We start from the raw sequence: 22,493 nt of genomic DNA on the forward strand, positions 1-22,493 counted from the left end.
CCAACGCCGGCCCCACCGAGCGGGTCCCGGCGCGGGTGCGCCGCTCCGGCGAGCCGACCCGGCGGCCGTCCGCCCGCCCAACGGCCGTGGCCCCGGCGCCGGACCGCTCCGGCCCGGTCACCGAGGCCGACCGCTCCGGCTTCCCGGCGGCCCAGCCGCCGACCGGCGTCACGACCCCGCGGCCCGGCCGCCGCACCCGCACGCCCGCTCCCCCGCAGCCGCCCCAGGACCGCGGCGACATGCGGTTGCGCGGTCACCGCTAGCGACCCGCCCCGGACGGGCACGGTCCATTGACCATTACGGTCAAAACTTGTTATTTCGGTCAGCCAGAAATACCGGTAAAGCGCCACTTGTGCCCTCTGCGGCGTGGGAGGGTGATCGCGATCTTCCACCCCCTCCGAGGAGAGCCCTTGCCATCCCATCGACGGGCGGCGCTCGCCGCCTTCGTGGCGGTCGCCTGCGCCGCCACGACCGGCGTGGCCACAGCGTCGGTCGCGCCGGTGAACATCACGGCGCCCGCGACCGGCGACGTGTTCATCAGCCAGGCCGCGCCCGCCACCGTTTACGGCGACGCCGAATGGATGTCCGTGTGCGTGAAGACGTGCAACGGCAAGACGGACGGCGAACGCCGGGCGCTCACCGCGTTCAAGGTGTCCGGCATTCCGGAGAACGCCAGGAATGTCACCATGACCCTCCAGGTGCGCGCCACCCGGACGACCAACACCACGGTCTCGGCGCACCGGGTCACCGGCGACTGGGCCGAGACCCGCACCACCTGGGACACCCGGCCCACGTTCGGCCCGGCCCTGGCCACGCGTACGGGCTTCACCGCCGGTCAGGTCGCCACGCTGGACGTCTCGAAGGCGTTCACCGGCAACGGCGCCTACTCCTTCGGGCTGACGGCCTCCGCGGGGCCGGTGGCAGTCCTGTACTCGTCCAGGACCACGGGCAAGGGCCCGACGCTCAAGATCACCTACACCCCGGCGGCCGCCACACCGTCCCCCTCACCGACGAGCAGCCCCACCAGCAGCCCCCCCACGGGCAGCCCGGCGCCCACCACGCCGCCCACGTCGCCGGACGGCGTGTGCCTGCCGTTCGACAAGCCGGCGGCCTCGGCGCTGCGCTCGTACGACCGGAAGGTCTTCGCCTTCTACTTCCCGCCCTACCCGCTGTCGATCGACGACAAGGACCCGTCGAAGGACCAGTACGCCTCCTGGCTGAACCCGCTCGGCTCCAACGGCATGTACGCCGCGCAGGGCGGCCACTCGCGCGACCGGCCGCTGACCCGCCCCGTGCGCGGCGGCGACTGGCGCACGGCCGACTTCGAGGTGGAGGTGCGTCAGGCCATCGCGGCCGGGCTGGACGGCTTCGTCTACGAGCACCACACCTCGGCTTCCGACCAGCGCTTCAACCAGTTCCCCAAGCTGCTGGCCGCGGCCAGGAACGTGGACCCCGGCTTCCGGATCATGCTGAGCCCGGACTTCCCCACGGCCAAGGACGCCCCGCACGACAAGGTCATCGCCGACATCCTGATGGCCAAGGGGCACCCGTCGCTCTATCACCTGCCCGACGGCACGATCCCGCTCGCCCCGTTCTACCCCGAGCGTCAGCCCCCGGCCTGGTGGGACGAGCTGCGCGCGAAACTGGCCGGCAAGGGCATGAAGACCGTCCTGGTGCCGATCTTCCTGGACTGGCAGGGCACCGGCAAGACCGAGTGGAACGACCACGTCGCCGGCTACTCCTCCTGGGGCGTGCGCTGGCAGAGCTCGACCGAGGGCTACAAGCGGGCGGGCCTCGAAGCGGCCGAGCGCGGCAGGTTCTACATGGCCCCCGCCTCGCTGGAGGACGTGCGCCCGCGCGACAAGCGCTACTGGGAGCCGTCCAACAGCGGCACGCTCCGGCAGTCGTTCGTCAAGGCCGACGAGGGCGGCGCGGCCATGATCTCGCTCATGACCTGGAACGACTACGCCGAGTCCTGGGTGGCGCCGTCGGTCGAGCGCGGCTACGCGCCGATGGACCTGATCGCGTACTACACGACCTGGTTCAAGACCGGCAAGTGGCCGGCGGTGAAGCGTGACGCGCTGTACTACTTCCACCGCAGCCACCACACCGACGCGCCGTTCGACAAGACGAAGCAGACGATCGGCCCGATCACGGTCCCGTACGGCGACGCGCCCAGGAACGAGGTGGAGCTGGTCGCCTTCCTCAAGGAGCCCGGCGTCGTCAGCATCAGGCAGGGCTCGGACGTGCGGACCAAGGAGGTGACCTCGGCCGGCATGGTGTCGTTCAAGGCGCCGCTGAAGCCGGGCACGACGCCGGTGTTCGAGCTGAAGCGGGGCGGCAGGCTGGTGCAGACGGTCAAGAGCCACACGCCGATCAAGGAGAGCGTGGTCTACCAGGACCTGATCAACCACGCGGGTGGCGGCCTGTCCTGCGAGCGGCCCCTGTGAGACGCCCGGTCAGCGGACCGCGAGGCTCTCGTCGACCGCTTCCGGCGACAGGACGTGGTCGAGGACCATCACCGCGCAGCCGCTGATGCCGGCGCTCGCGCCGAGGCGGCTGGGCTCGATGCGCAGCCGCCGGGTGGCCAGCGCGGTGGAGCGGCGGTAGACGACCTCGCGGATGCTCGACACGAGCGGCCCGAACGCCTCGGCCATGTCGCCGCCGAGCACCACGACCGACGGGTTGAGGATGTTGACCGCCCCCGCGAGCACCTCGCCGATGCGCCGCCCGGCCTCGCGCACGATGGCCATCGTCTCGGCGTCCCCGGCCCGGACCAGGGCCGTGACGTCGGCGATGGCCTTGACGTCCTTCCCGGCCGCGCGCAGCTCGCGCAGCAGCGCGGTGCCGCTGGCCACCGAGTCGACGCAGTCGATGTTGCCGCACCGGCACAGCACGCCGCCGCCGTCGCGGACCGGGATGTGGCCGATCTCGCCGGCGGCGCCGAGCGCGCCGCGCAGGATGCCGCCGCCCGCGATGACGCCGGCGCCGATGCGGGTGGAGATCTTGACGAACATGAGGTCGCCGAGCTCGGGGTAGACGCCCCGGTGCTCGCCGATGGCCAGCACGTTCACGTCGTTGTCGACCAGCACCGGGACCGGGAAGCGGGCCCGTACCAGGGGCGGGATGACCACGCCTGTCCACGACGCCATGACCCGCGCGCTCTCGGTGCGGCCCTGGGCGAACTCGACCGTGGCGGGCATGCCCATGCCGACGCCCCGGACGCACTCGCGCGGCCGGTCGCGGAGCAGGTCGTCCCAGGTGTCCATGACCAGCGGCAGCACCACGTCGGGGCCCTGCTCGACGTCGATGGCGAAGTCCTGCCCGGCCAGCTCGCGGCCGGCCAGGTCGCAGACGGCGACGCGGGTGCGGCTCGCGCCGAGCGCGGCGGCCAGCACGACGCCGCCGGAGGCGTTGAACTCCAGCCGCACGGGCGGCCGCCCGCCGGTGGAGGGGGCGTCGGTGCGCTCGACGACCAGGCCGCGTTCGAGCAGCTCGCCGACGCGGAGCTGCACCGCGGGCCGGGACAGGCCGGTCACCCGGCCGAGGTCGGCCCGGGTGACGGCCTCACCGGTGCGGATGAGGCGCAGCACCTCGCCACTCGTGGCGAGGCTAGCGGCGGTACGTCGTGCCATCGGCCAAGTGAACCACAGAGCCTTGTGTCATGAAAAGTCACGACTTTTTCATCTCGAATACCAAAACTACGGTTGTGCACGACCCAAACTCTGGCTAGTGTCCGTTCTGTCCATTGCTTGGTAGATCATCGGAGTTCTCCTCGTGTCCCCCCTTGCGTCCTCCCCGGCCTCTTCTGCCTCCCACACGGCCGATCTCGTCGTGTTCGGCGGCACCGGCGACCTGTCCATGCGCAAGCTGCTGCCCGCGCTCTACCACAGCGACCGGGACGGCCGGCTCTCCCCCGAGACCCGCATCATCGCCCTGTCCCGGGGCGGGCTGACCGACGCCGACTTCCGCGGCAAGGTGGACGCCGAGGTACGTGACCAGGTGCCGGCCGACGACGACGCCGGGTGGCAGCGCTTTCTCGGCCGGTTGCATCACCTGACGGTCGACGTGGGCGGTGACGACCGGTCCGGCTGGGCCGCGCTGGGCGCCATGCTGGCCGGGTTCGAGGGCCGTGACCGGGTGTTCTACCTGGCCAGCCCGCCGATGACGTTCGGCCCCTTCTGCCGGGAGCTGGAGCGCGAGGGCCTGGTCACGCCGCAGTCGCGGGTGGTGCTGGAGAAGCCGCTGGGCCGTGACCTGCCGAGCGCGCAGCGGATCAACGACGAGGTCGGCGCGATCTTCGACGAGCGGCAGATCTACCGCATCGACCACTACCTGGGCAAGGAGACCGTGCAGAACCTGCTCGTGCTCCGCTTCGCCAACGCCTTCCTGGAGCCGATCTGGAACTCGCTGTGGATCGACCACGTCCAGATCACGGCCGCCGAGACCGTCGGCACGCCGGGCCGGCGCGGCTACTACGACCAGGCCGGCGCGCTGCGTGACATGGTGCAGAACCACCTGCTGCAGCTCCTGACGCTGACCGCGATGGAGCCGCCCGCCCGCAACGACCGCGAGGCGATCCGCGACGAGAAGGTCAAGGTGCTGCAGTCGCTGCGCCCGATCGCGGGCACCGAGGTCGACCGCTTCACCGTGCGCGGCCAGTACACCGAGGCCGCCGGCATGCCCGGCTACCTGGACGAGCCCGGCTCCACCCCGCCCACCGAGGCGTCGGCCCGGGTCGAGACGTTCACCGCGATCCGCGCCGAGGTGAAGAACTGGCGCTGGGCCGGGGTGCCGTTCTACCTGCGCACCGGCAAGCGGATGCCGCAGCGGCGCTCGGAGATCGTGGTGCAGTTCAAGGACGTGCCGCACTCCATCTTCCCCGGCGGCACGCCGAACCGGCTGGTGCTGCGGCTGCAGCCGGAAGAGGGCATCGAGCTGCACATCATGGCCAAGGAGCCCGGCGCGGGCGAGGTCATGCTGAAGCCGGTGCCGCTCAGCCTCAGCTTCGGCAAGACGTTCACCGCGCGCGTGCCCGAGGCGTACGAGCGGCTGCTCACCGACGTGCTGGCCGGTAACCCGACGCTGTTCATGCGCCGGGACGAGGTGGAGGCCGCCTGGCGCTTCATCGACCCGATCCTGCAGGCGTGGGAGGCGTCCGCCGCCCTGCCCGAGCCCTACCCCGCCGGGTCCACCGGACCCGCGGGCGCCCACGAACTGCTCGGCCGCAGCGGTCGCGCCTGGCACGAGGAGGAAGCGTGAACACCGTCATCCAGGAGATCACCGACCGGATAGCGGCGCGGAGCGCCCGCAGCCGCGCCACGTACCTCGAGCGCATCCGCCGCGACGGCGAGGCCGCCCGCGCCAAGGGCCCGGCCCGCGCCCACCTGGGGTGCGCGAACCTGGCGCACGGCTTCGCCGCCGCGCCCGCCGAGGACAAGCCCGCCCTGATGGGCTCGGCCAAGCCCGGCGTCGCGATCGTGACGAGCTACAACGACATGCTGTCGGCTCATCAGCCGTACGAGACGTACCCGCAGGAGCTGAAGGCGGCGGTGCGCCGGGCGGGCGGCGTGGCGCAGGTGGCGGGCGGCGTGCCGGCCATGTGCGACGGCATCACGCAGGGCCGTGCCGGCATGGAGCTGTCGCTCTACAGCCGTGACGTGATCGCCATGTCGACGGCGATCGCGCTGTCGCACGACATGTTCGACTCGACGCTGCTGCTGGGCGTCTGCGACAAGATCGTGCCGGGCCTGTTCATCGGCGCGCTGCACTTCGGCCACCTGCCGGCGATCTTCGTGCCGGCCGGGCCGATGACCTCCGGGCTGCCGAACAAGGCCAAGGCGCGCACCCGCCAGCTGTTCGCCGAGGGCAAGGTGGGCCGGGTGGAGCTGCTGGAGTCGGAGTCGAAGTCCTACCACTCCCCCGGCACCTGCACCTTCTACGGCACCGCGAACTCCAACCAGGCGCTGATGGAGGTCATGGGCCTGCACCTGCCCGGCTCGACGTTCGTCAACCCGCACACCGAGCTGCGCCACGCGCTGACGGAGGCGGCGGGCCGCCGCGCCGTGGAGATCACCGCGCACGGCTCGGAGTACACGCCGATCGGCGAGCTCGTCGACGAGAAGGCCGTGGTGAACGCCTGCGTCGCGCTGCTGGCCACCGGCGGCTCCACCAACCACACCATGCACCTGGTGGCCATGGCCGCCGCCGCGGGCATCGTGCTGACCTGGGACGACCTGGCCGACCTGTCGAAGGTGGTGCCGTCGCTGACCAAGGTCTACCCCAACGGCCAGGCGGACGTGAACCACTTCCGCGACGCGGGCGGCATGCAGGTGCTCATCGGCGAGCTGCTGGACGCGGGGCTGCTGCACGCCGACGTGCTGACCGTGGCCGGGCCCGGCCTGGACCGCTACCGCTCGGCGCCCGCGCTGGAGGACGGCGAGCTGGTCTGGTCGGAGCTGACCGAGAGCACCGACCTGGACGTGCTGCGGCCGGTGTCGGCGCCGTTCTCCTCCGACGGCGGCATCCACATGGTCTGCGGCAACCTGGGCAGGGCCGTGAGCAAGGTGTCGGCGGTCAAGCCCGAGCACCTGGTGATCGAGGCGCCCGCCAAGGTCTTCGACGACCAGCTCGACCTGCTGCGCGCCTTCGAGGCGGGCGAGCTGGACGGGCAGGACTTCGTCGCCGTCATCCGCTACCAGGGGCCGAGCGCCAACGGCATGCCGGAGCTGCACAAGCTGACGCCGCCGATGGCGGTGCTGCTGGACCGGGGGCAGCGGGTGGCGATCGTCACCGACGGCCGCATGTCGGGCGCGTCCGGCAAGGTGCCGGCGGCGATCCACCTGTCGCCGGAGGCGGCGGACGGCGGGCCGATCGCGCTGGTGCGCGACGGCGACGTCATCCGGCTCGACTCGGCGGCGGGCACGCTGGAGCTGCAGGTCCCGGCCGAGGAGCTGGCGCGGCGGACGCCCGGCGGCCGCCCGCTGAGCGACGCGCAGTGGGTCGGCACCGGCCGCGAGCTGTTCGCCGCGTTCCGGCGCATGGCCGGGCACGCCGAGCAGGGCGCGGGGATCTTCGGCGTCAGCGGCGCCGAGTCCCCCGACCACGGCCCCGGCCTGGGCTTCCCGGCCGGGTCCGGCAACTCGCACCTGGAGTCCGGCGTGGCGACGTGGCCCGCGGCGGCCGGCCGGTGAAGGCGTTCGACCTGCCCTGGCTGGTCGCCGACATCGGCGGGACCAACGCCAGGTTCGGCCTGGTGACCGAGATGGGCGCACCGCCGTCGCGGGTCGCCGTGCTGCCCGGGTCCGCGTACGCCACGCTGCCCGAGGCCGTGGACGCCTATCTCGCCGAGCACGGCGAGGGCCTGCGGCCGGGGGCGGCGTGCCTGGCCGTGGCGGGCCCGATCGACGGGGACCGCTACCGGCTGACGAACTCGCCGTGGGCCGGTTCCGTACGCGATCTGGGGGTGCCGTTCGCGGCGCTGCTCAACGACTTCGAGGCGCTGGCCGTGTCGCTGCCCCGCCTGGGCGGCGCCGACCTGGTGCCGCTCGGCGGGCCGGAGCCCGCGCACGGGGTCAAGGCGGTGCTCGGCCCGGGGACGGGCCTGGGCGTCGGCGCCCTCGTGCCGTCGGGCGACGGGTGGATCCCGCTGCCGGGCGAGGGCGGGCACGTGACGGTGCCGGTGTCCGGCGAGCGGGAGCTGGAGATCGTCCGCGTGCTGCGCGCCGAGGGGCTGGAGCAGGTGGTCGCCGAGCACGTGCTGTCGGGGCCCGGCCTGGTCCGGCTGCACCGGGCGCTGGCCCGGGTGAACGGGGTGCCCGCCGTGGAGGCGACGGCGTCCGGGATCGTGGCGCGGCTCGACGACCCGCTGTGCGCGGAGACGGTCGAGGTGTTCTGCGGGATGCTGGGCAGCTTCGCCGCCAACACGGCGCTGACGCTCGGCGCCCGGGGCGGGGTCTACCTGGGCGGCGGAGTGCTGCCCCGTATCGTGGAACGGGTGTGCGCCAGCAGCTTCCGCACCCGGTTCACGACGAATCCTGACATGTCCGCATATCTGGAAGCCATCGCGACCACGCTCATCGTCGCGCCGCAACCGGCGCTGACCGGCGCGGCCGCCTGGCTCGCCCAGCGCGCCGCCGTCGACCTGGCCGCGTGAACGACAGGCCCGCGTGCGGGCCGTGAGCCCGGGGCCGCCGCCCCGGGGAGGGGAAACCAATCCAATGAGCCTGCTCGATCTCGCCCCCGTGATCCCCGTCGTGGTGATCGACGACGCGGACACGGCCGTGCCGATGGCCCGGGCGCTCGTCGCCGGCGGCCTGCCGGTCATCGAGGTGACGCTGCGTACGGCTCCCGCGCTGGAGGCCATCGCCAGGATCGCCGCCGAGGTGCCCGAGGCCCGCGTCGGCGCCGGCACGATCCGCACGTCCGACGACATCGCGGCGTCGCTGGAGGCCGGGGCGAAGTTCCTGGTCTCGCCCGGCACGACGCTCACCCTGGTGGAGGCCCTGGACGCCAGCGGCCTGCCGTACCTGCCGGGTGCGGCCACCGCCACCGAGGCGATGGCGCTGGCCGAGCGCGGCCTCAAGGAGCTGAAGTTCTTCCCGGCCGAGGCCGCGGGCGGCGTGCCGTACCTGAAGTCGCTGGCCGGGCCGCTGCCGGACGTCCGGTTCTGCCCGACGGGCGGCATCCAGCCGTCGACCGCCGCCGCCTACCTGGCGCTGCCGAACGTCGGCTGCGTCGGCGGCAGCTGGCTCACCCCGGCCGACGCCCTCGCCTCGGGTGACTGGGCGCGCGTCGAGAAGCTCGCCTCCGAGGCCGCGGCCCTGCGATAACGGGCCCCGTTTCCTGTCGGTGGCGGCTGGGAGGATCGCGGTCATGACCCGACTCATGACCGCGATCACCGGCTACTGGGACGCCGCCGCCGGGGCGTTCGACGACGAGCCCGACCACGGCCTGCGCGCCGGCCGCACGCGGGCGGCCTGGGACCGGCTGCTGCGCGCCTGGACGCCCGCCGCGCCGGGAGGCGCGCTCGACGTGCTGGACGTGGGCTGCGGGACCGGCTCGCTGTCGGCCCTGCTGGCGGCGGCCGGGCACCGGGTGACCGGCGTGGACGTGGCGCCGCGGATGGTCGAGCTGGCCCGCGCCAAGCTGGCCGCCGCCGGGCTCACCGGCCGGTTCCTGGTGGGCGACGCGGCGTCGCCGCCGACCGGCGACGAGCGCTTCGACCTGGTGCTCTGCCGCCATCTGGTGTGGACGCTGCCCGACCCGCACGCGGCGCTGCGCGCCTGGGCCGGCCGGCTGCGGCCGGGCGGGCGGCTGCTCCTGATCGAGGGCCGCTGGGGCGGCGGCGACGGCTACGTGGGCGGCGCCGAGGCACTCCCCTGGAACGGCGGGGTCACCGCCGCCGACCTGGCCGCCGCCGTACGACCGCTGGCCGGCGACGTGCACGTGGTGCCGCTCAGCGGTGACCCCGACCTGTGGGGCGGACCGGTGAGCGACGAGCGCTACGCCCTCGTCGCCGACATCCGGGGCGACGACGAAGACAGCGTGTGAGAGGGCCGGGCGGGTCATAATGTCCGGGTGGCCCTGGAAACAGCCGCCCTCGGGCTGGGCAAGGCGGTCGGCACCCGCGCTCTGCACACCTGGCTCACCTCCCGGGCCGGCGCCGAGAGCCGGGGCAAGGACCTGGTCGAGCTCATGCGGTCGCGCTTCCCCGACCAGCTCGTCCGCCGCAAGGCCGAGCGCCAGATCGAGGACGTCGCCGACGCGGTGACCGCCCGGGTGCTCAAGGTGTGCGCACACGAGTTCGCGGGGCTGGGCGACGACGACCGCGTGATCGTGCTCGCCGAGGTCACCGCCACCCTGGCCCGCGCCGACCTGTCCGACCGCGCGCTGCTCGCCGCCGACGCCGACCCCGTACGGCTGTCGAGGGCCGTGCGGGAAAGCCTGCCCGCGCCCCGGGATCTGGGCGAGGCGGCGTCCCGGCTGTACGAGGTGGTGCTCGACGAGTGCTGCGACTGCCTGGTGCGGATCGTCCGCCATCTGCCCGAGTTCGGCCCGAGGGCGGCGGCCGAGACGCTGGCCCGCCTGTCCGGGGTGGGCGAGCAGATCGCGGCCGTGCTCGACCGGCTGCCGGTCCGCACCCTGGAGGCGCCCGACGGCACCGACCGGGACGTGCGCTTCCGCCGCCGCTACCTGGAACACGTCTCTCGGACGCTCGACAGCCTCGAACTGCTCGGCGTCCGGATCGAGCGGTTCCGGCCGCGTACGTCCCTGAGCGTGGCGTACATCAGCCTGTCGGTGTCGGCCGCGCGCGGCCGGGCCGCGCACGAGCCCTGGGACGACCGGCAGGACGAGCCCGCCACCATGCGCGTGGAGAGCGCGCTCGGCCAGGGCCGCAGGATGCTGCTGCGCGGCGAGGCCGGTGGCGGCAAGAGCACACTGCTGCGCTGGCTGGCGATCACCGCCGCGCGGGGCGGGTTCGAGGGCGAGCTGGCAAGCTGGAACGGCTGCGTGCCCTTCCTGGTGAAGCTGCGCAGCTACGCCGACCGCGAGCTGCCCAGGCCCGAGCGGTTCCTCGACCTGACGGCGGGGCCGCTGGCGGGGCTGATGCCGGCCGGCTGGGCGCACCGGGAGCTCGCCGCCGGGCGGGCGCTGCTGCTGATCGACGGCGTGGACGAGCTGACCGGGTCCCAGCGCAGGTCCATCAGGCCGTGGCTGCGGGCGCTGCTGGCGGAGTTCCCCGCGACCCGGGTCGTGATCACCAGCCGGCCGTCGGCTGCGGGCTCGTCCTGGCTGGACGAGGAGGGGTTCGCGCCCGCGTTCCTGGAGCGGATGACGCCGTCCGACACGCGCGCCCTGGTCGAGCACTGGCACGAGGCGATCAGGAGCGGCACCGGCCTGCCCTGCCCGCCCGAACACCTGCCCGTCGTCCGCGCCCGCCTCCTTGCCCACCTCGACGGCGCCGCCCACCTGCGCGCCCTGGCCGCGACGCCGCTGCTCGCCGCCATGCTGTGCGCGCTCAACCTCGACCGCGCCTCGCAGCTGCCGCCCGACCGGATGGGCCTGTACGCGGCGGCGCTGGAGATGCTGCTGCACCGGCGCGACGCCGAACGCACCATCCCCAGCTACGGCGACCTGCACCTGGACCGCGCCCAGAAGACGCAGGTGCTGCAGGAGCTCGCCTGGCAGCTCTCGGTCACCAACCGGGTCGAGCTCGCCAAGCCCGCCGCGCTCGCCCGGGTGGAGAAGGTCGTCGCCGGGATGCCGCGCGTGCGGGCGACCGGCGCGCAGGTGCTCGACTACCTGCTGGAGCGCAGCGGGGTGCTGCGCGAGCCGGTCGAAGGGCGCGTCGACTTCGTGCACCGGACCGTACAGGAGTATCTGACGGCCCGCGCCGCCGCCGAGGACGGCGACGTGGAGCCGCTCGTCCTGAACGCCCACCGCGACCAGTGGCGCGAGGTCGTCGTGATGGCCGCCGGTCACGCCAACGCGCCCCTGCGCGAGGAGCTGCTGCGGGGCCTGCTGGCGCGGATGGCGGCCGAGCCGCGCCACGCCCGGCGGCTGAAGGTGCTGGTGTGCGCGTGCCTGGAGACGCTGCCGTCGGTGCCGGCGGCGCTGCGCGAGGCGGTGGATAGCTGCCTGGACGACCTGGTGCCGCCGCGCGACGCCGCCTCGGCGCGCTCGCTGGCGGCGGCCGGGCCGGTGGTCCTCGACCGGCTGCCGGCCGGCCTCGCCGGGCTGTCCGCGGCGGCGGCCCGCGCGTGTGTGCGGACGGCCTGGCTCGTCAACGGGCCTCGGGCGCTGGACGTGCTGGCGCGCTACGCCACCGACGAGCGCCCGCAGGTGCAGGGGGAGCTGATCGAGGGCTGGCGCTACTTCGAGCCCGGCCAGTACGCGAGCCGCGTCCTGGCGTCGATGACGGGAACGGAATGGCTCACCGTGCACACCGCCGGGCAGTTCGACGCGCTGCGGCAGCTCCCTCCGCAGAGCAGGGTGAGCGTCGAGGCTCCCGTGACGGATCTCGGACCGCTGCTCGTCCATCGGGAGTCGCTCAGCCAGCTCGCGCTGGAGCGGCCTGTGGCCGCGGACGTCCTGCGGGAGATCCGTCAGCTGACCGCGCTGATGACCGTCCACCTGATGCGGGCGACGGACCTCGGCTTCCTCGCCGGGCTGCGCAACCTGACCGAGGTGTCGCTCGACGACGCGTCAGACCTGAAGGACCTCACTCCCTTGCACGGCCGGCCCGAGTTACGTGAGCTGCAACTGCTGCGAGCCCGCCACGTGACCCGGTGGGACATGCTGCCGGACCTCGGCGGCCTCATCAGGCTGGCCCTGTCCGAGGCGCCGGTGGTCGCCTCGATGCGCGACCTCGTGGAGCGGGCGCCCAAGCTCATCTCGCTCGAGCTGCCGGGCTACACCCGGCTGACGGATCTGGACGCATTGGCGGGCCTCTCCCTCCGGCGCCTCGACCTGTCAGGCGTCAAGGAACTGCGTGACCTGTCCCCGCTGGCGGGATGCACGTCGATCACCGTCCTGCGTCTGAACGCCACACCGGTGCGGGATCTGCGTCCGGTCGCGACGATGTCACGGCTGCGCTACCTGCACCTGATGCACTGCCTCGAACTGGATGACCTGTCTCCCCTGGCGGCTCTGCACCAACTGCGCAGCCTGATGCTGGTGGACGCCGCTCCCGGCCTCGACCTCGCGCCGCTGGCCGGGCTCAGGCGCCTGACCGTCTACGTCATGGCCGACCACGAGCTGCGCAACGGCCACCTGCTCGGCAACCGGCTCAAACGGCTCAAGGCGTGACCTGGGGCGATGATCCCCTCCGCGGGTCGATTCCGGGCGCCGATGGCACCGCCACCTGGGGGGCCGACCAGCCGCCCGGTGCCGCCGTGGACCCCCGTGGAGCCTCGGCCTTACGGCTCCCACCATCGACGGTTCGCCGCCGCCAACGGTCCGGCACGGCATCCTCGGCCGGACAGGACCATGGCTACATGCCGGGCAGGACGGTCAGTCTGCTCGCAACGTACTCGCTTGGCGCAGCTCAGGGGACGTCGGAGCGGAGCGTGCGCCCCCATTCCGGACGTAGCAGTCACGTGGGGCCGAGATTACGGCGCCTCTCGGCGGCGGAGCCCGGGGATCGACTAGCCTGCAGAAAGCGGGACCTGACTGCGGATATCAGCCAGCTCCCTTACGTCCACCGCAGGAGAGATCAACTGTGACCAAGAGCATGGACGAGCGCGTCCGCGTCTTGGAGTCGTGGGCGTTCCAGACCGGCCTGGATCTGGCCGAGATCAAGGCGGTCCAAGCGGAACACACGGACTGGCTGGTGGAGCACACGGAGCGGCTCTCCGGCATGGACGAGCGGCTGAGCCGTATCGAGTACGGCGTGGGCATGCTGCTCGACCACTACGGCATCCAGCGTCCCCAGCCGTAGGTCCGCTGCCTGCGAGAAGCCCCCGATGCGTCGGGGGCTTCTGCTGTGCCGTGCCACGCGACCTGGCTACGCTCACCGGTCAGGCTGCGATCCTTCCCTCCCTCACTGATGCGGCCACGTCGCCGTCGCACGACCCGGCCATGGCTCGATCTCACTACTGCGGGTGGCTTCCCGCCCCGACCTGATCCGGCCGTCTCTCCTCTCCCCGCTCCGGCAAGGCCGTTCCGTGGCCAGGCGGCCAAACAGGGCGGCGCGCGGCGGAGCCGCACCCGGGAAGGCCGCCGAGCGGAGCGAGGGCCCGGGCGGGGCCCGCTGATGGAGAACCGCCGAGGGGCGGCAAGGCCCTACGGCGCGGGGAAGCGCCTGAGCCGGGCGGAGGAGGCCGCAGCCCCGGCGAGGTGGGCGGTTTCGTGTACGCGCAGATCATCGAGCTGCGGGTGCCGCACCTGCCCGGCAGCCGGTGATACCGAGGTCGCCGCACCGCCACCGAGCGGTCGCTTCCTCCGTTAGAGTCTGGGGTGACATGGTCGGTTGGTCGGCAGGGATGACGACGGCGAGAGGACAGCGACGTTGGGGCAGCAGGGTCGCTCCGGCACTCCGCTGACGCCGGAGGATCCGCCGGCGATCGGCCCGTACGAGTTGCTCAGCCGGCTCGGCTCGGGCGGCATGGGCACCGTCTACCTGGCCCGTGGCGGCGACGGCGAGCAGGTGGCGCTCAAGGCGATCCGCCGTGACTTCACCGCCGACGCGGTCTACCGGGCACGCTTCCACGAAGAGGTGTCCAACGCCCGCAAGGTCGCCTCGTTCTGCACCGCCCGCGTGCTCGACCACGGCGAGCACGACGGCGTCCTCTATCTCGTCACCGAGTACATCGACGGCGTCTCGCTGGAGGATCACCTCATCGAGCACGGCAGCCTGTCGTCGTCGATGCTCCACTCGGCCGCCGTCGGGGTCGCCGCCGCGCTCACCGCCATCCACGCCGCCGGGCTGGTGCACCGCGACCTCAAGCCCGCCAACGTGATGCTGACGCTGGCCGGGCCGCGGGTCATCGACTTCGGCCTGGCCCGCTCGACGCACGTCGGCTCCCGGCACACCAACGCCGGCATGGTGATGGGCACGCCTGGCTGGATCGCGCCCGAGCAGGTCTTCGAGGGCCGTACGAGCCCTGCGGGCGACGTGTTCGCGTGGGGGTCACTGATCGCTTACGCGGGGCTCGGCGGGCATCCGTTCGGCGAGGGCGACGCGTACGTGATGGCGGCCCGTGCCCGCACCGCGCCGCCTGACCTGCGCGGGCTGCCCGCGCCGCTCGACCGGCTGGTCGCCGCGGCCATCCACCCCGACCCGGCGCGCCGGCCCACGGCCAAGCAGCTGCTGCTGGAGCTGGTGAGCGCGACGGACGAGCCGGCCGCGCAGCTCGCCGCCACCCGCCACCTCACCGACTCGTGGAACCCGGCCGAGTTCCCCCCGCTGGCCGCCGGATCACGCCGTCCGGGCCCCCGCCCCGCGCCTCCGGGGCCGCAGCCGTCCCGCGGCCCGCAGCCCTCCGCCGCCCCGCACCGCCCACCGGGCCCGCAGGCGGCCCAGAGGCCGCAAGGGTCGTCGCAGGCGCCGCACGGCCCGCAGGGGCATCCGCCTGGGGCGCAGTCGTCGTCGCGGCACGGGGCCGCGCCGCCGCCACCGCCGCCCGGGCACGGGTCCGCGCGGGGGCACGCGCCCCACCCGGAGCGCACCGGCCCCGTCCCGGCGTCCCATCCGGAGCGTACGGGCCCGGCACCCGTGCCCCCTGCCGAGCGCAGCGGGCCCACGCCCATGCCCCACGCCGAGCGCACCGGCCCCACGGCCATGCCCCACGCCGACCGTACGGGCCCGGTCCCGGGAGGGCAGCCGCGTGGCGACCGGACGCGGCAGGGGCCGATGCCGCACGCCGAGCGCACCGGCCCCGTACCGTCGTCCCTGCCGCACCCGGAGCGGACCGGCCCGGTGCCGATGGCGCCGCACCGTACGGGCCAGGGCCCGCTCCCGCCGCGCCCCTTCCCCAAGGCCGCGCGGACGGGCCGGAACGTGTTCACCGGCTGCATGACCGCCCTGGTGATCACGCTGGTGCTCATCGCGGTGCTGATCACGGTGCTCATCTGGATGTCACGCGGCCCCGCCGTGGGCGAGGACGGCGAGCCGGTGCGCGACGGCAAGCTGAGCTTCGCCGTCACGGCCGCCAAGTGCCCCGAACCGGCCAGGTCCGCCAAGCGGCGCACCTGCCGGATCGCCCTGAAGGTGAGCAACGTCGGCCAGGACGCCCGCGTCCTCTACCCGGCGCAGCAGAAGCTCCTCGACGCCGACGACGGCGCCCACGACGGCTCCCGCCTGCTCGACAAGGAGGGCGCCGAGATCTCCCCGATCAGCATCGGCCCCGGCAAGTCGTTCACCGGCACCCTCGTGTTCGAGCTGCCGCGCGACGCCGAGCCGGCGGGCCTGGAGCTGCACGACTCCGCCCTGAGCGACGGCGTCCGCATCAGCCTCGGCTAGCTAGACGAGGATCGATCCGGTCCAGGAAACGCTGGCCGCCTTGTGGACCTGGGCCGTCTGAAGGTCGAAGTACGGCGAGACGGCGGTGTCGTAGCGGTTGTCGCCATCGGTGTCGGAGACGCTGATCGTGATGCCGTTGAGGTAGCCGGCACGCTCGTTCTTGCTGTAGCGCTCGATCCAGGAGGAGCCGAGCGAGCCTGGCCCGGGGAACGGGGAGTCGACGCCGATCGGCCGGTCGACCGGGAGGTCGGAGAGCGTCATGGTGGACACCGGCCCGGTGGACGTTTCGAGCGTCTCCCCTGTGTGCGGTCCGGTGCCGTCAGGGTGGGCGCCGGCCGGGTAGCCGAAGACGGTCCGCGGGGAGTCGATCGGCTGGTTCCACGACAGGCCCTGCGCGCCCACGTTGTCGGCCAGCCTTCCCGTGCTGCTCAGCACGCCGTCCGAGGAGACGACGCCGCTGTAGACGTTGACGAAGGCGAAGTCGCGGTCGTGGTCGGTGTAGGCGTCGAAGTCGTAGTGGGCCACCACCTGCTTGCCGACGTACAGGCCCCAAGGCGTCGCCCCGTCACCGGAGTAGCCGGGAACGAAGACCCACTTGTCGAATCTGACGTCCGAGCGCTGGATGTCGTACGCGCAGTGTCCGGCCGTGGCGACGACGTTGCGGTACGTCGCTTGCACGACGGTGCCTGTGCACCAGTGCGGCAGGCCGTCGCCGCCGACGAAGAACACCTTGCCGGAGGTCGTGGGGAGCTTCGCGTCGGACGGCTCCGGGCCCGGCACGGGCGCGAGAGCGCCGGGTTTGCCGTCCGGCACGACCTGACCGGAGGTGCGCTGCCCCTGGACCACGGTCCGCACGTCGTAGGGCGTCGCGTTCTTCAGGTTGTCTCCGCCGCCGGTCAGCCAGAACGCGGCGACCTCCCGGGCGGTCGCCGTCGTGGCCGCCAGCGGGCTCGTCACGGCTGTCGCGGCCTGGGCCGGAACGGTGACGGCGGAGGATCCGAGCAAGGTCAGGCCGATCCCGCAGGCGAACGTCGCGAGTCTCTTCATCGATCTCCCGTCGAGTCAAGGGCGTGGACTTCGGCCCAGGAGGTGATCGCCGGGGCCGGCCACGAGCGTGATCGTAACTGCCGTGGGACGGCCCGGGAAGAGGTTTTCGCTTCTATGTTCGAGAGCGTTCGAGGAGGGTGGCTTCGGTGATGGGGGATTCGTGGGTGCCCGGGGTGGTGCAGGCGTGGGCTCCGGCGATGGCGCCGAGCCGGGCGCAGGTGTCGACGGGCAGGCCGCGCAGGGTGCCGTACAGGAAGCCGGAGACGAAGGCGTCGCCGGCGCCGTTGGTGTCGGCGACCGGGCCGGGCAGCGGGGCGGCGGGGAAGGCGCGCAGGTCGCCGTCGCGGGTGAGGACGAGGCAGCCGTCGGCGCCGCGGGTGCACACGACGGTGTGGGCGCGGCCCCTGGCGAGGATGGCGCGCATGGTGGCGGGCGGGTCGGGCAGCGCGGTGGCCGAGAGGAAGACCAGGTCGGAGCGGTGGGCGAAGTCCTCGTGGTAGGGGTTGACGCCGTCCCAGTCGTGCAGGTCGGTGGAGGTGGGGGTGCCGGCGAGGTCGGGGTAGACGTGACGGCAGAAGTCGGTGATGGACACGTGGGCGTGGCGGGCGCGGACGCCGGTGTAGAGGTGGCGCGGCAGCCGTTCGCCGGGGGTGGCCTTGGGGTCGAACAGGGAGGTGCGGCGGCCGTCGGGGCCGACGAGCAGGACGCTGCGCCGGGTGCCGGCCTCGGCGTGGCTCCAGGCGCAGTCGACGCCGCGCAGCGCGTCGCGGACGAGCGCGCCCTGCGGGTCGTCGCCGATCAGGTCGGCGAAGGCGACGTCGAGGCCGAGCGCGGCGCAGCCGAGCGTCACGCCGGCGCCGGTGTTGCCGATCCGGTCGACGACGGGCGGCACGTGGTAGGTGTCGCGGTAGGGCAGCGGCAGCTCGGGCACGTAGACGGTGGAGTCGACGCCGGCGCCGCCGAGGACGAGGACGTCCTTCACCGGTTGACCAGCGGGCCGGAGCCGGTGGAGCCGCGTACGACGAGCTCGGGCTGGAACATCAGCTCGACGTGCTTGGCCGGGGCGCCGTTGACCTCTTCGAGCAGGGTCTGCACGGCGGCCTGGGCCATCGCCATGATGGGCTTGCGCACGGTGGTGAGCGGCGGGTCGGTGAAGGCGATCAGCGGCGAGTCGTCGAAGCCGACGACCGACACCTCCCCCGGCACCGACAGCCCTCTCTCGCGGCAGGCGCGGATCGCGCCGAGCGCCATGAGGTCGCTGGCGCACACGATGCCGGTGCAGCCGAGCGTGAGGAGCTGGGCGCCGGCGGCCTGGCCGCCTTCGACGGAGAACAGCGAGTGCGTGATGAGCTCGTCGGCGGCGGAGGCGCCGAGGAGCTGGGCCATCGCCTGCCGGTAGCCCTCGATCTTGCGGATCACCGGCACGAACCGGCGCGGCCCGAGCGCGAGGCCGATCCGCTCGTGGCCGAGGTCGACCAGGTGCTGGACGGCCAGCCGGGCGGCCATGCGGTCGTCGGGCGAGATGAACGGCGCGGCGATGTGCTCGCTGTAGCCGTCGACGAGGACGATCGGCAGCCCCCGGTCGGTGAGGCGGGTGTAGCGGTCCATCCGGGCGGTGGTGTCGGCGTGCAGGCCGGAGACGAACACGATGCCGCTGACGCCCCGGTCGACCAGCAGCTCGGTGAACTCGTCCTCGGGCGCGCCGCCGGGCAGCTGGGTGCACAGCACCGGCGTGTAGCCGTGCTGGGTGAGGGCCTTCTCGATGGCTTGCGCGAACGCGGGGAAGATCGGGTTGTCCAGCTCGGGGGTGACCAGGCCGATCAGCCCGTTGCTGCGCTGGCGCAGGCGGGGCGGGCGTTCGTAGCCCATGAGGTCGAGCGCGGTCATGACGGCCTGCCGGGTGGCCGCGGAGACGCCGGGCTTGCCGTTGAGCACACGGCTGACCGTGGCCTCGCTCACCCCGGCCTGGGCGGCGATGTCGGCTAGGCGAGCGTGACCGTTCATGGCCGCTACTTTACTTTCCACCAGGCGGCCGAATCGGCGGCTCCGGGGACGTCCGAGGAGAGCAGCAGCTCGGCGCCGGGCGCGAGGTCGGCGGGTTCGCCGGTCAGGTTGACCGTGCACAGCAGGTCGCCGCGGGAGAAGACGAGCGTGCCCTCGGGCGAGTCGTGCCAGACGAGGTCGCCGGAGAAGGTGCGGCGCAGCCGGAGCGCCTGCCGGTAGAGCTCCAGCGTGGAGCGGTGGTCGCCGTCCTGGGCCTCGACGCTGAGCTCCGACCAGGCGGGCGGGACGGGCAGCCACGGGTCGCGCCAGCCGGAATCGCGCGTCCACGGCAGGGGCACGCGGCAGCCGTCGCGGCCGCTGTCGGGGTCGCGCAGCCGCTGCGGGTCGCGCTGCAGCTCCGCGGGCAGGTCGAGCACTTCGGGCAGGCCGAGCTCGTCGCCCTGGTAGACGTAGGCGGAGCCGGGCAGCGCGAGCGTGAGCAGGGCGGCGGCGCGGGCCCGGGCGAGGCTGCCGTAGCGGGTGACGTGCCGTTTGACGTCGTGGTTGGACAGCACCCAGGTGGAGGGCGCGCCGACGGAGCCGGCGGTGGCGAGCGAGGAGTCGATCACCTCGCGCAGCGCGGCGGCGTCCCAGGGCGCGAACAGGAAGTGGAAGTTGAACGCCTGGTGCAGCTCGTCCGGCCGCACGTACAGGGCCAGCCGTTCCGGCGTCGGCGCCCACGCCTCCGCGACGCCGATGCGCTCGCCGGGGTAGGAGTCGAGGACACGCCGCCAGGCGCGGTGGATCTCGTGCACGCCGTCGTTGTCGAAGTACGGGACGACGTCGTTGCCGATGAGCCGGGTCTGCCCGGTGTGGCCGATGTCGGGCAGGCCGGCGGGCTTGACCATGCCGTGCGCCACGTCGACGCGGAAGCCGTCGACGCCCAGGTCGAGCCAGAACCGCAGGATCGACTCGAACTCGGCGCGCACCTCGGGGTGCTCCCAGTTGAGGTCGGGCTGGGAGGAGTCGAACAGGTGCAGGTACCACTGCCCGTCGTCCACCTGGGTCCAGGCGGGGCCGCCGAAGATCGACTCCCAGTCGTTGGGGGCGTCGCGGAAGATGTAGCGGTCGCGGTTGTGGCCGCGCAGCGCCTCCTGGAACCAGGGGTGGGCCGAGGAGGTGTGGTTCGGCACGATGTCCACGATGATCCGCAGGCCGTGCCCGTGCGCCTCGTCGATGAGCGCCTTGGCGTCGGCCAGTGTCCCGAACAGCGGGTCGACGTCGCGGTAGTCGGCGACGTCGTAGCCGAAATCGGCCATGGGCGAGGTGTAGAAAGGGGTCAGCCAGATCGCGTCGACGCCGAGCCCGGCGAGGTAGGGCAGGCGATCGCGCACGCCTATCAGGTCGCCGACGCCGTCTCCGTCGCCATCGGCGAAGCTGCGCACGTACACCTGGTAGATCACGGCGTCACGCCACCACGCGGTCATGGTTTACCCCCCGTAAGTTCTCGACCATTGAAAGGCTTGCGGCAAGTTTTCGCAAGCCCTTCCAGGGCCGCGCATCCGGAAATATAGGTGTTCGGATGCACAAAACCCCCGTCCGAAACCCCCGCGAGCGAGATCTTTTATGTCAAGGGTGGACACGCGGCGTTAAGGCACGATGTACTACCTCTTCAATCAGCCCCGTCACAGGTGACACGTGCGCAAGGTGTGGGCCCATGAGCTCGGTCGTTCTCGACAAAGTGACCAAGGTGTATCCGGGTGACCACCTCGCGGTCGATCGCCTGAGCCTCAAGGCTGAGGACGGCGAGTTCCTCGTCCTCCTCGGCCCGTCAGGCTGCGGCAAGTCCACCCTGCTCCGCATGATCGCGGGGCTGGAAGAGATCACCGACGGCGAGCTGTGGCTCGACGGCCAGATGGCCAACCACCTGGCGCCGCGCGACCGCGACGTCGCCATGGTGTTCCAGAACGGCGCCCTCTACCCGCACCGCACCGTGCGCGGGAACATCGCCTTCCCCCTGGAGATCGCCAAGTCGGACCCCGCGATGGTCCGCGAGCGCGTCACCGAGCTGTCCAAGGCGCTGCACATCGACGAGACCCTGGAGCGCCGCCCCGGCACGCTGTCCGGTGGCCAGCGCCAGCGCGTCGCCATGGGCCGGGCGATCGTCCGCCAGCCCAAGCTGTTCCTCATGGACGAGCCGCTGTCCAACCTGGACGCCGGCATGCGCACCGAACTGCGCATGGAGATCTCCGCCCTGGTCAGGTCGCTCGGCGTCACCACCATCTACGTGACGCACGACCAGGTCGAGGCCCTCACCCTGGCCGACCGGATCGCCATCCTGAACCGCGGCGTCCTCCAGGACGTCGGCACTCCGGCCCAGATTTACAACGATCCAGCAACGGCGTTCGTGGCGGCGTTCCTCAACTCGCAGCAGCTGAACCTGCTGGCAGCGACGGTGCGCACGCCGCAGAACCAGTACGTGCTGCTCGACTTCGGGCCGCACCGGCTGACGATCCCGTGGAGCGATCCGCGCGCGTACGCCATCTCGCAGTACACCGGCGGGCAGGTGCTGGTCGGCATGCGGCCCGACGGGCTCGCGCCGGTGCCCGAGTCGTACGACGGGCCGTCGTTCTTCGGGCGGGTGCGGGCGCTGGAGTATCACGGGCACGAATGGCTCGCCTACATCGAGTGCGGCGTGCCCGCGGTGCCCGTGCCCGAGCCCCCGGACCGCACCGCGCTGCGCAACGGCCAGCGCAGCGGCTCCGGCGGCATCGCCGGGCTCGTCCGCCGTCTGCTGCCCAACCGGGGCGAGCCGGAGCAGCAGGAGCAGGAGCAGGTCGGGCAGCACCCGGGCAGCGGCATCCACCGCCGCGCCGACCTCATCGTCCGCCTCGGCAACCGGCCCGTCTGGCGTGCGGGCGACGCCGCGAAGGTCGGTGTGGACCCCAACCGCCTGATGCTCTTCACGACCGACGGCGCCCGCATCGACAAGCCGCGCCGCTGACCCGTCCCTCCGCTCAGGAGGCCGGGGTCCAGCGGGGGCCGTCCGGGGTGTCCTCGACCTGGACGCCGCCCGCCAGCAGAGCGGCGCGCAGCGCGTCCGCCACCTCGTAGCCGCCCAGGCCACCCTGCCCGCCCTGACCACCCTGCCCGCCCTGGCCGCCGTGCTTGCCCTGGCCGCGCAGCGTGGTGCGCAGCGCCAGCAGCGGCTCCACGAGCGCGCGGACGCCGGCCGTGGCGGCCAGCTCGCCGAGCCGGGCGATGAGCAGCCGCATCAGCTCCCTCGCCTGCTCAACGCCGCCCGCGTCCTCCTCCGTGTCGGCCGCCCACCTGGCGATCTCCGCCTCCAGCGCGAGCACCGCGCGGGCCGCCGCGGGCGCGTCACCCTCGGCGGCGGCCCGCTCGAAGTCCCGCTCGCACGCGCGGGCGCTCTCCTCCAGCGTCACCTCGGGCGCCGCCCGCCCGGCGGCCGGCCGCGCGGCGCGGGCCGCGGCGGCGG

Annotated in this window: 15 protein-coding genes and 2 pseudogenes; 11 read left to right on the top strand and 6 right to left on the bottom strand. The window is 73.1% G+C overall.

What is annotated here, in order from left to right; translation table 11 throughout:
• Both KME80_RS43150 and KME80_RS43155 read left to right on the top strand, forming a co-directional pair.
• Positions 1–263 (top strand): annotated as a pseudogene (locus KME80_RS43150) (hypothetical protein); the annotation flags it as partial.
• Positions 264–410: 147 nt separating this feature from the next.
• On the top strand, positions 411–2,450 hold the full coding sequence (locus tag KME80_RS43155) for a glycoside hydrolase family 71 protein (RefSeq protein WP_219517376.1): 2,040 nt from the start codon (positions 411–413) through the stop codon (positions 2,448–2,450).
• Between the two features lie 9 nt (positions 2,451–2,459).
• Here the strand turns inward: KME80_RS43155 and KME80_RS43160 are convergent, their stop codons facing one another.
• On the bottom strand, positions 2,460–3,635 hold the full coding sequence (locus KME80_RS43160) for an ROK family transcriptional regulator (RefSeq protein WP_219517377.1): 1,176 nt from the start codon (positions 3,633–3,635) through the stop codon (positions 2,460–2,462).
• A gap of 142 nt (positions 3,636–3,777) precedes the next feature.
• Here KME80_RS43160 and zwf point away from each other — a divergent pair, with 142 nt between their 5' ends.
• From zwf to KME80_RS43200, 8 genes are all read left to right on the top strand, one after another.
• Positions 3,778–5,262 (top strand): glucose-6-phosphate dehydrogenase, encoded by a 1,485-nt coding sequence (zwf, locus tag KME80_RS43165; RefSeq protein WP_219517378.1) that lies wholly within the window; start codon positions 3,778–3,780, stop codon positions 5,260–5,262.
• Positions 5,259–7,193 carry a phosphogluconate dehydratase gene (edd, locus tag KME80_RS43170; protein WP_219517379.1) on the top strand — a complete coding sequence of 645 codons (1,935 nt, stop codon included), beginning with the start codon at positions 5,259–5,261 and terminating at the stop codon, positions 7,191–7,193. Before zwf ends, edd begins: the two co-directional genes overlap by 4 nt.
• Positions 7,169–8,155, top strand: a complete 987-nt coding sequence (locus KME80_RS43175; RefSeq protein ID WP_308126172.1) for a glucokinase — start codon at positions 7,169–7,171, stop codon at positions 8,153–8,155. Before edd ends, KME80_RS43175 begins: the two co-directional genes overlap by 25 nt.
• A gap of 64 nt (positions 8,156–8,219) precedes the next feature.
• Positions 8,220–8,831 (top strand): bifunctional 4-hydroxy-2-oxoglutarate aldolase/2-dehydro-3-deoxy-phosphogluconate aldolase, encoded by a 612-nt coding sequence (gene eda / locus KME80_RS43180; RefSeq protein ID WP_219517380.1) that lies wholly within the window; start codon positions 8,220–8,222, stop codon positions 8,829–8,831.
• 43 nt (positions 8,832–8,874) lie between these two features.
• Positions 8,875–9,552: a class I SAM-dependent methyltransferase gene (locus KME80_RS43185; RefSeq protein ID WP_219517381.1), complete on the top strand. Its 678-nt coding sequence runs from the start codon at positions 8,875–8,877 to the stop codon at positions 9,550–9,552.
• Between the two features lie 27 nt (positions 9,553–9,579).
• A complete protein-coding gene (locus tag KME80_RS43190) occupies positions 9,580–12,810 on the top strand; it encodes an NACHT N-terminal Helical domain 1-containing protein (protein WP_219517383.1) in 3,231 nt (1,076 codons plus the stop codon).
• A gap of 412 nt (positions 12,811–13,222) precedes the next feature.
• The gene (locus tag KME80_RS43195) at positions 13,223–13,441 is read left to right on the top strand and encodes a hypothetical protein (RefSeq protein WP_219517385.1); all 219 of its coding nucleotides are present in this window, start codon (positions 13,223–13,225) and stop codon (positions 13,439–13,441) included.
• Positions 13,442–14,011: 570 nt separating this feature from the next.
• Complete coding sequence (locus KME80_RS43200) at positions 14,012–15,964, top strand: serine/threonine-protein kinase (RefSeq protein WP_219517387.1); 1,953 nt, start codon at positions 14,012–14,014, stop codon at positions 15,962–15,964.
• On the opposite strand, the gene KME80_RS43205 is transcribed toward KME80_RS43200, so the two are convergent.
• The 4 genes from KME80_RS43205 to KME80_RS43220 form a co-directional block, all read right to left on the bottom strand.
• Complete coding sequence (locus KME80_RS43205) at positions 15,965–17,011, bottom strand: trypsin-like serine peptidase (protein WP_219517389.1); 1,047 nt, start codon at positions 17,009–17,011, stop codon at positions 15,965–15,967.
• 112 nt (positions 17,012–17,123) lie between these two features.
• A complete protein-coding gene (locus KME80_RS43210; RefSeq protein ID WP_219517391.1) occupies positions 17,124–17,993 on the bottom strand; it encodes a carbohydrate kinase family protein in 870 nt (289 codons plus the stop codon).
• A complete protein-coding gene (locus tag KME80_RS43215) occupies positions 17,990–19,015 on the bottom strand; it encodes a LacI family DNA-binding transcriptional regulator (RefSeq protein ID WP_219517393.1) in 1,026 nt (341 codons plus the stop codon). Before KME80_RS43215 ends, KME80_RS43210 begins: the two co-directional genes overlap by 4 nt.
• 5 nt (positions 19,016–19,020) lie before the next feature.
• Positions 19,021–20,481: a glycoside hydrolase family 13 protein gene (locus tag KME80_RS43220; protein ID WP_219517395.1), complete on the bottom strand. Its 1,461-nt coding sequence runs from the start codon at positions 20,479–20,481 to the stop codon at positions 19,021–19,023.
• 230 nt (positions 20,482–20,711) lie between these two features.
• Between KME80_RS43220 and KME80_RS43225 the strand changes: the two genes are divergently transcribed.
• Positions 20,712–21,998, top strand: a complete 1,287-nt coding sequence (locus KME80_RS43225; RefSeq protein WP_219517397.1) for an ABC transporter ATP-binding protein — start codon at positions 20,712–20,714, stop codon at positions 21,996–21,998.
• Between the two features lie 13 nt (positions 21,999–22,011).
• On the opposite strand, the pseudogene KME80_RS43230 reads toward KME80_RS43225, so the two are convergent.
• A pseudogene (locus KME80_RS43230) lies at positions 22,012–22,493 on the bottom strand (hypothetical protein); the annotation flags it as partial.

Source organism: Nonomuraea ceibae (genome assembly GCF_019396325.1).
Lineage (GTDB): Bacteria > Actinomycetota > Actinomycetes > Streptosporangiales > Streptosporangiaceae > Nonomuraea > Nonomuraea ceibae.

What these genes read in the sequence shown, in the direction of transcription:
- KME80_RS43160 (WP_219517377.1), bottom strand. Translation starts at nt 3,635, where the DNA reads ATGGCACGACGTACCGCCGCTAGCCTCGCCACGAGTGGCGAGGTGCTG.
- eda (WP_219517380.1), top strand. Translation starts at nt 8,220, where the DNA reads ATGAGCCTGCTCGATCTCGCCCCCGTGATCCCCGTCGTGGTGATCGAC.
- KME80_RS43185 (WP_219517381.1), top strand. Translation starts at nt 8,875, where the DNA reads ATGACCCGACTCATGACCGCGATCACCGGCTACTGGGACGCCGCCGCC.
- KME80_RS43205 (WP_219517389.1), bottom strand. Translation starts at nt 17,011, where the DNA reads ATGAAGAGACTCGCGACGTTCGCCTGCGGGATCGGCCTGACCTTGCTC.
- KME80_RS43215 (WP_219517393.1), bottom strand. Translation starts at nt 19,015, where the DNA reads ATGAACGGTCACGCTCGCCTAGCCGACATCGCCGCCCAGGCCGGGGTG.
- KME80_RS43220 (WP_219517395.1), bottom strand. Translation starts at nt 20,481, where the DNA reads ATGACCGCGTGGTGGCGTGACGCCGTGATCTACCAGGTGTACGTGCGC.
- KME80_RS43225 (WP_219517397.1), top strand. Translation starts at nt 20,712, where the DNA reads ATGAGCTCGGTCGTTCTCGACAAAGTGACCAAGGTGTATCCGGGTGAC.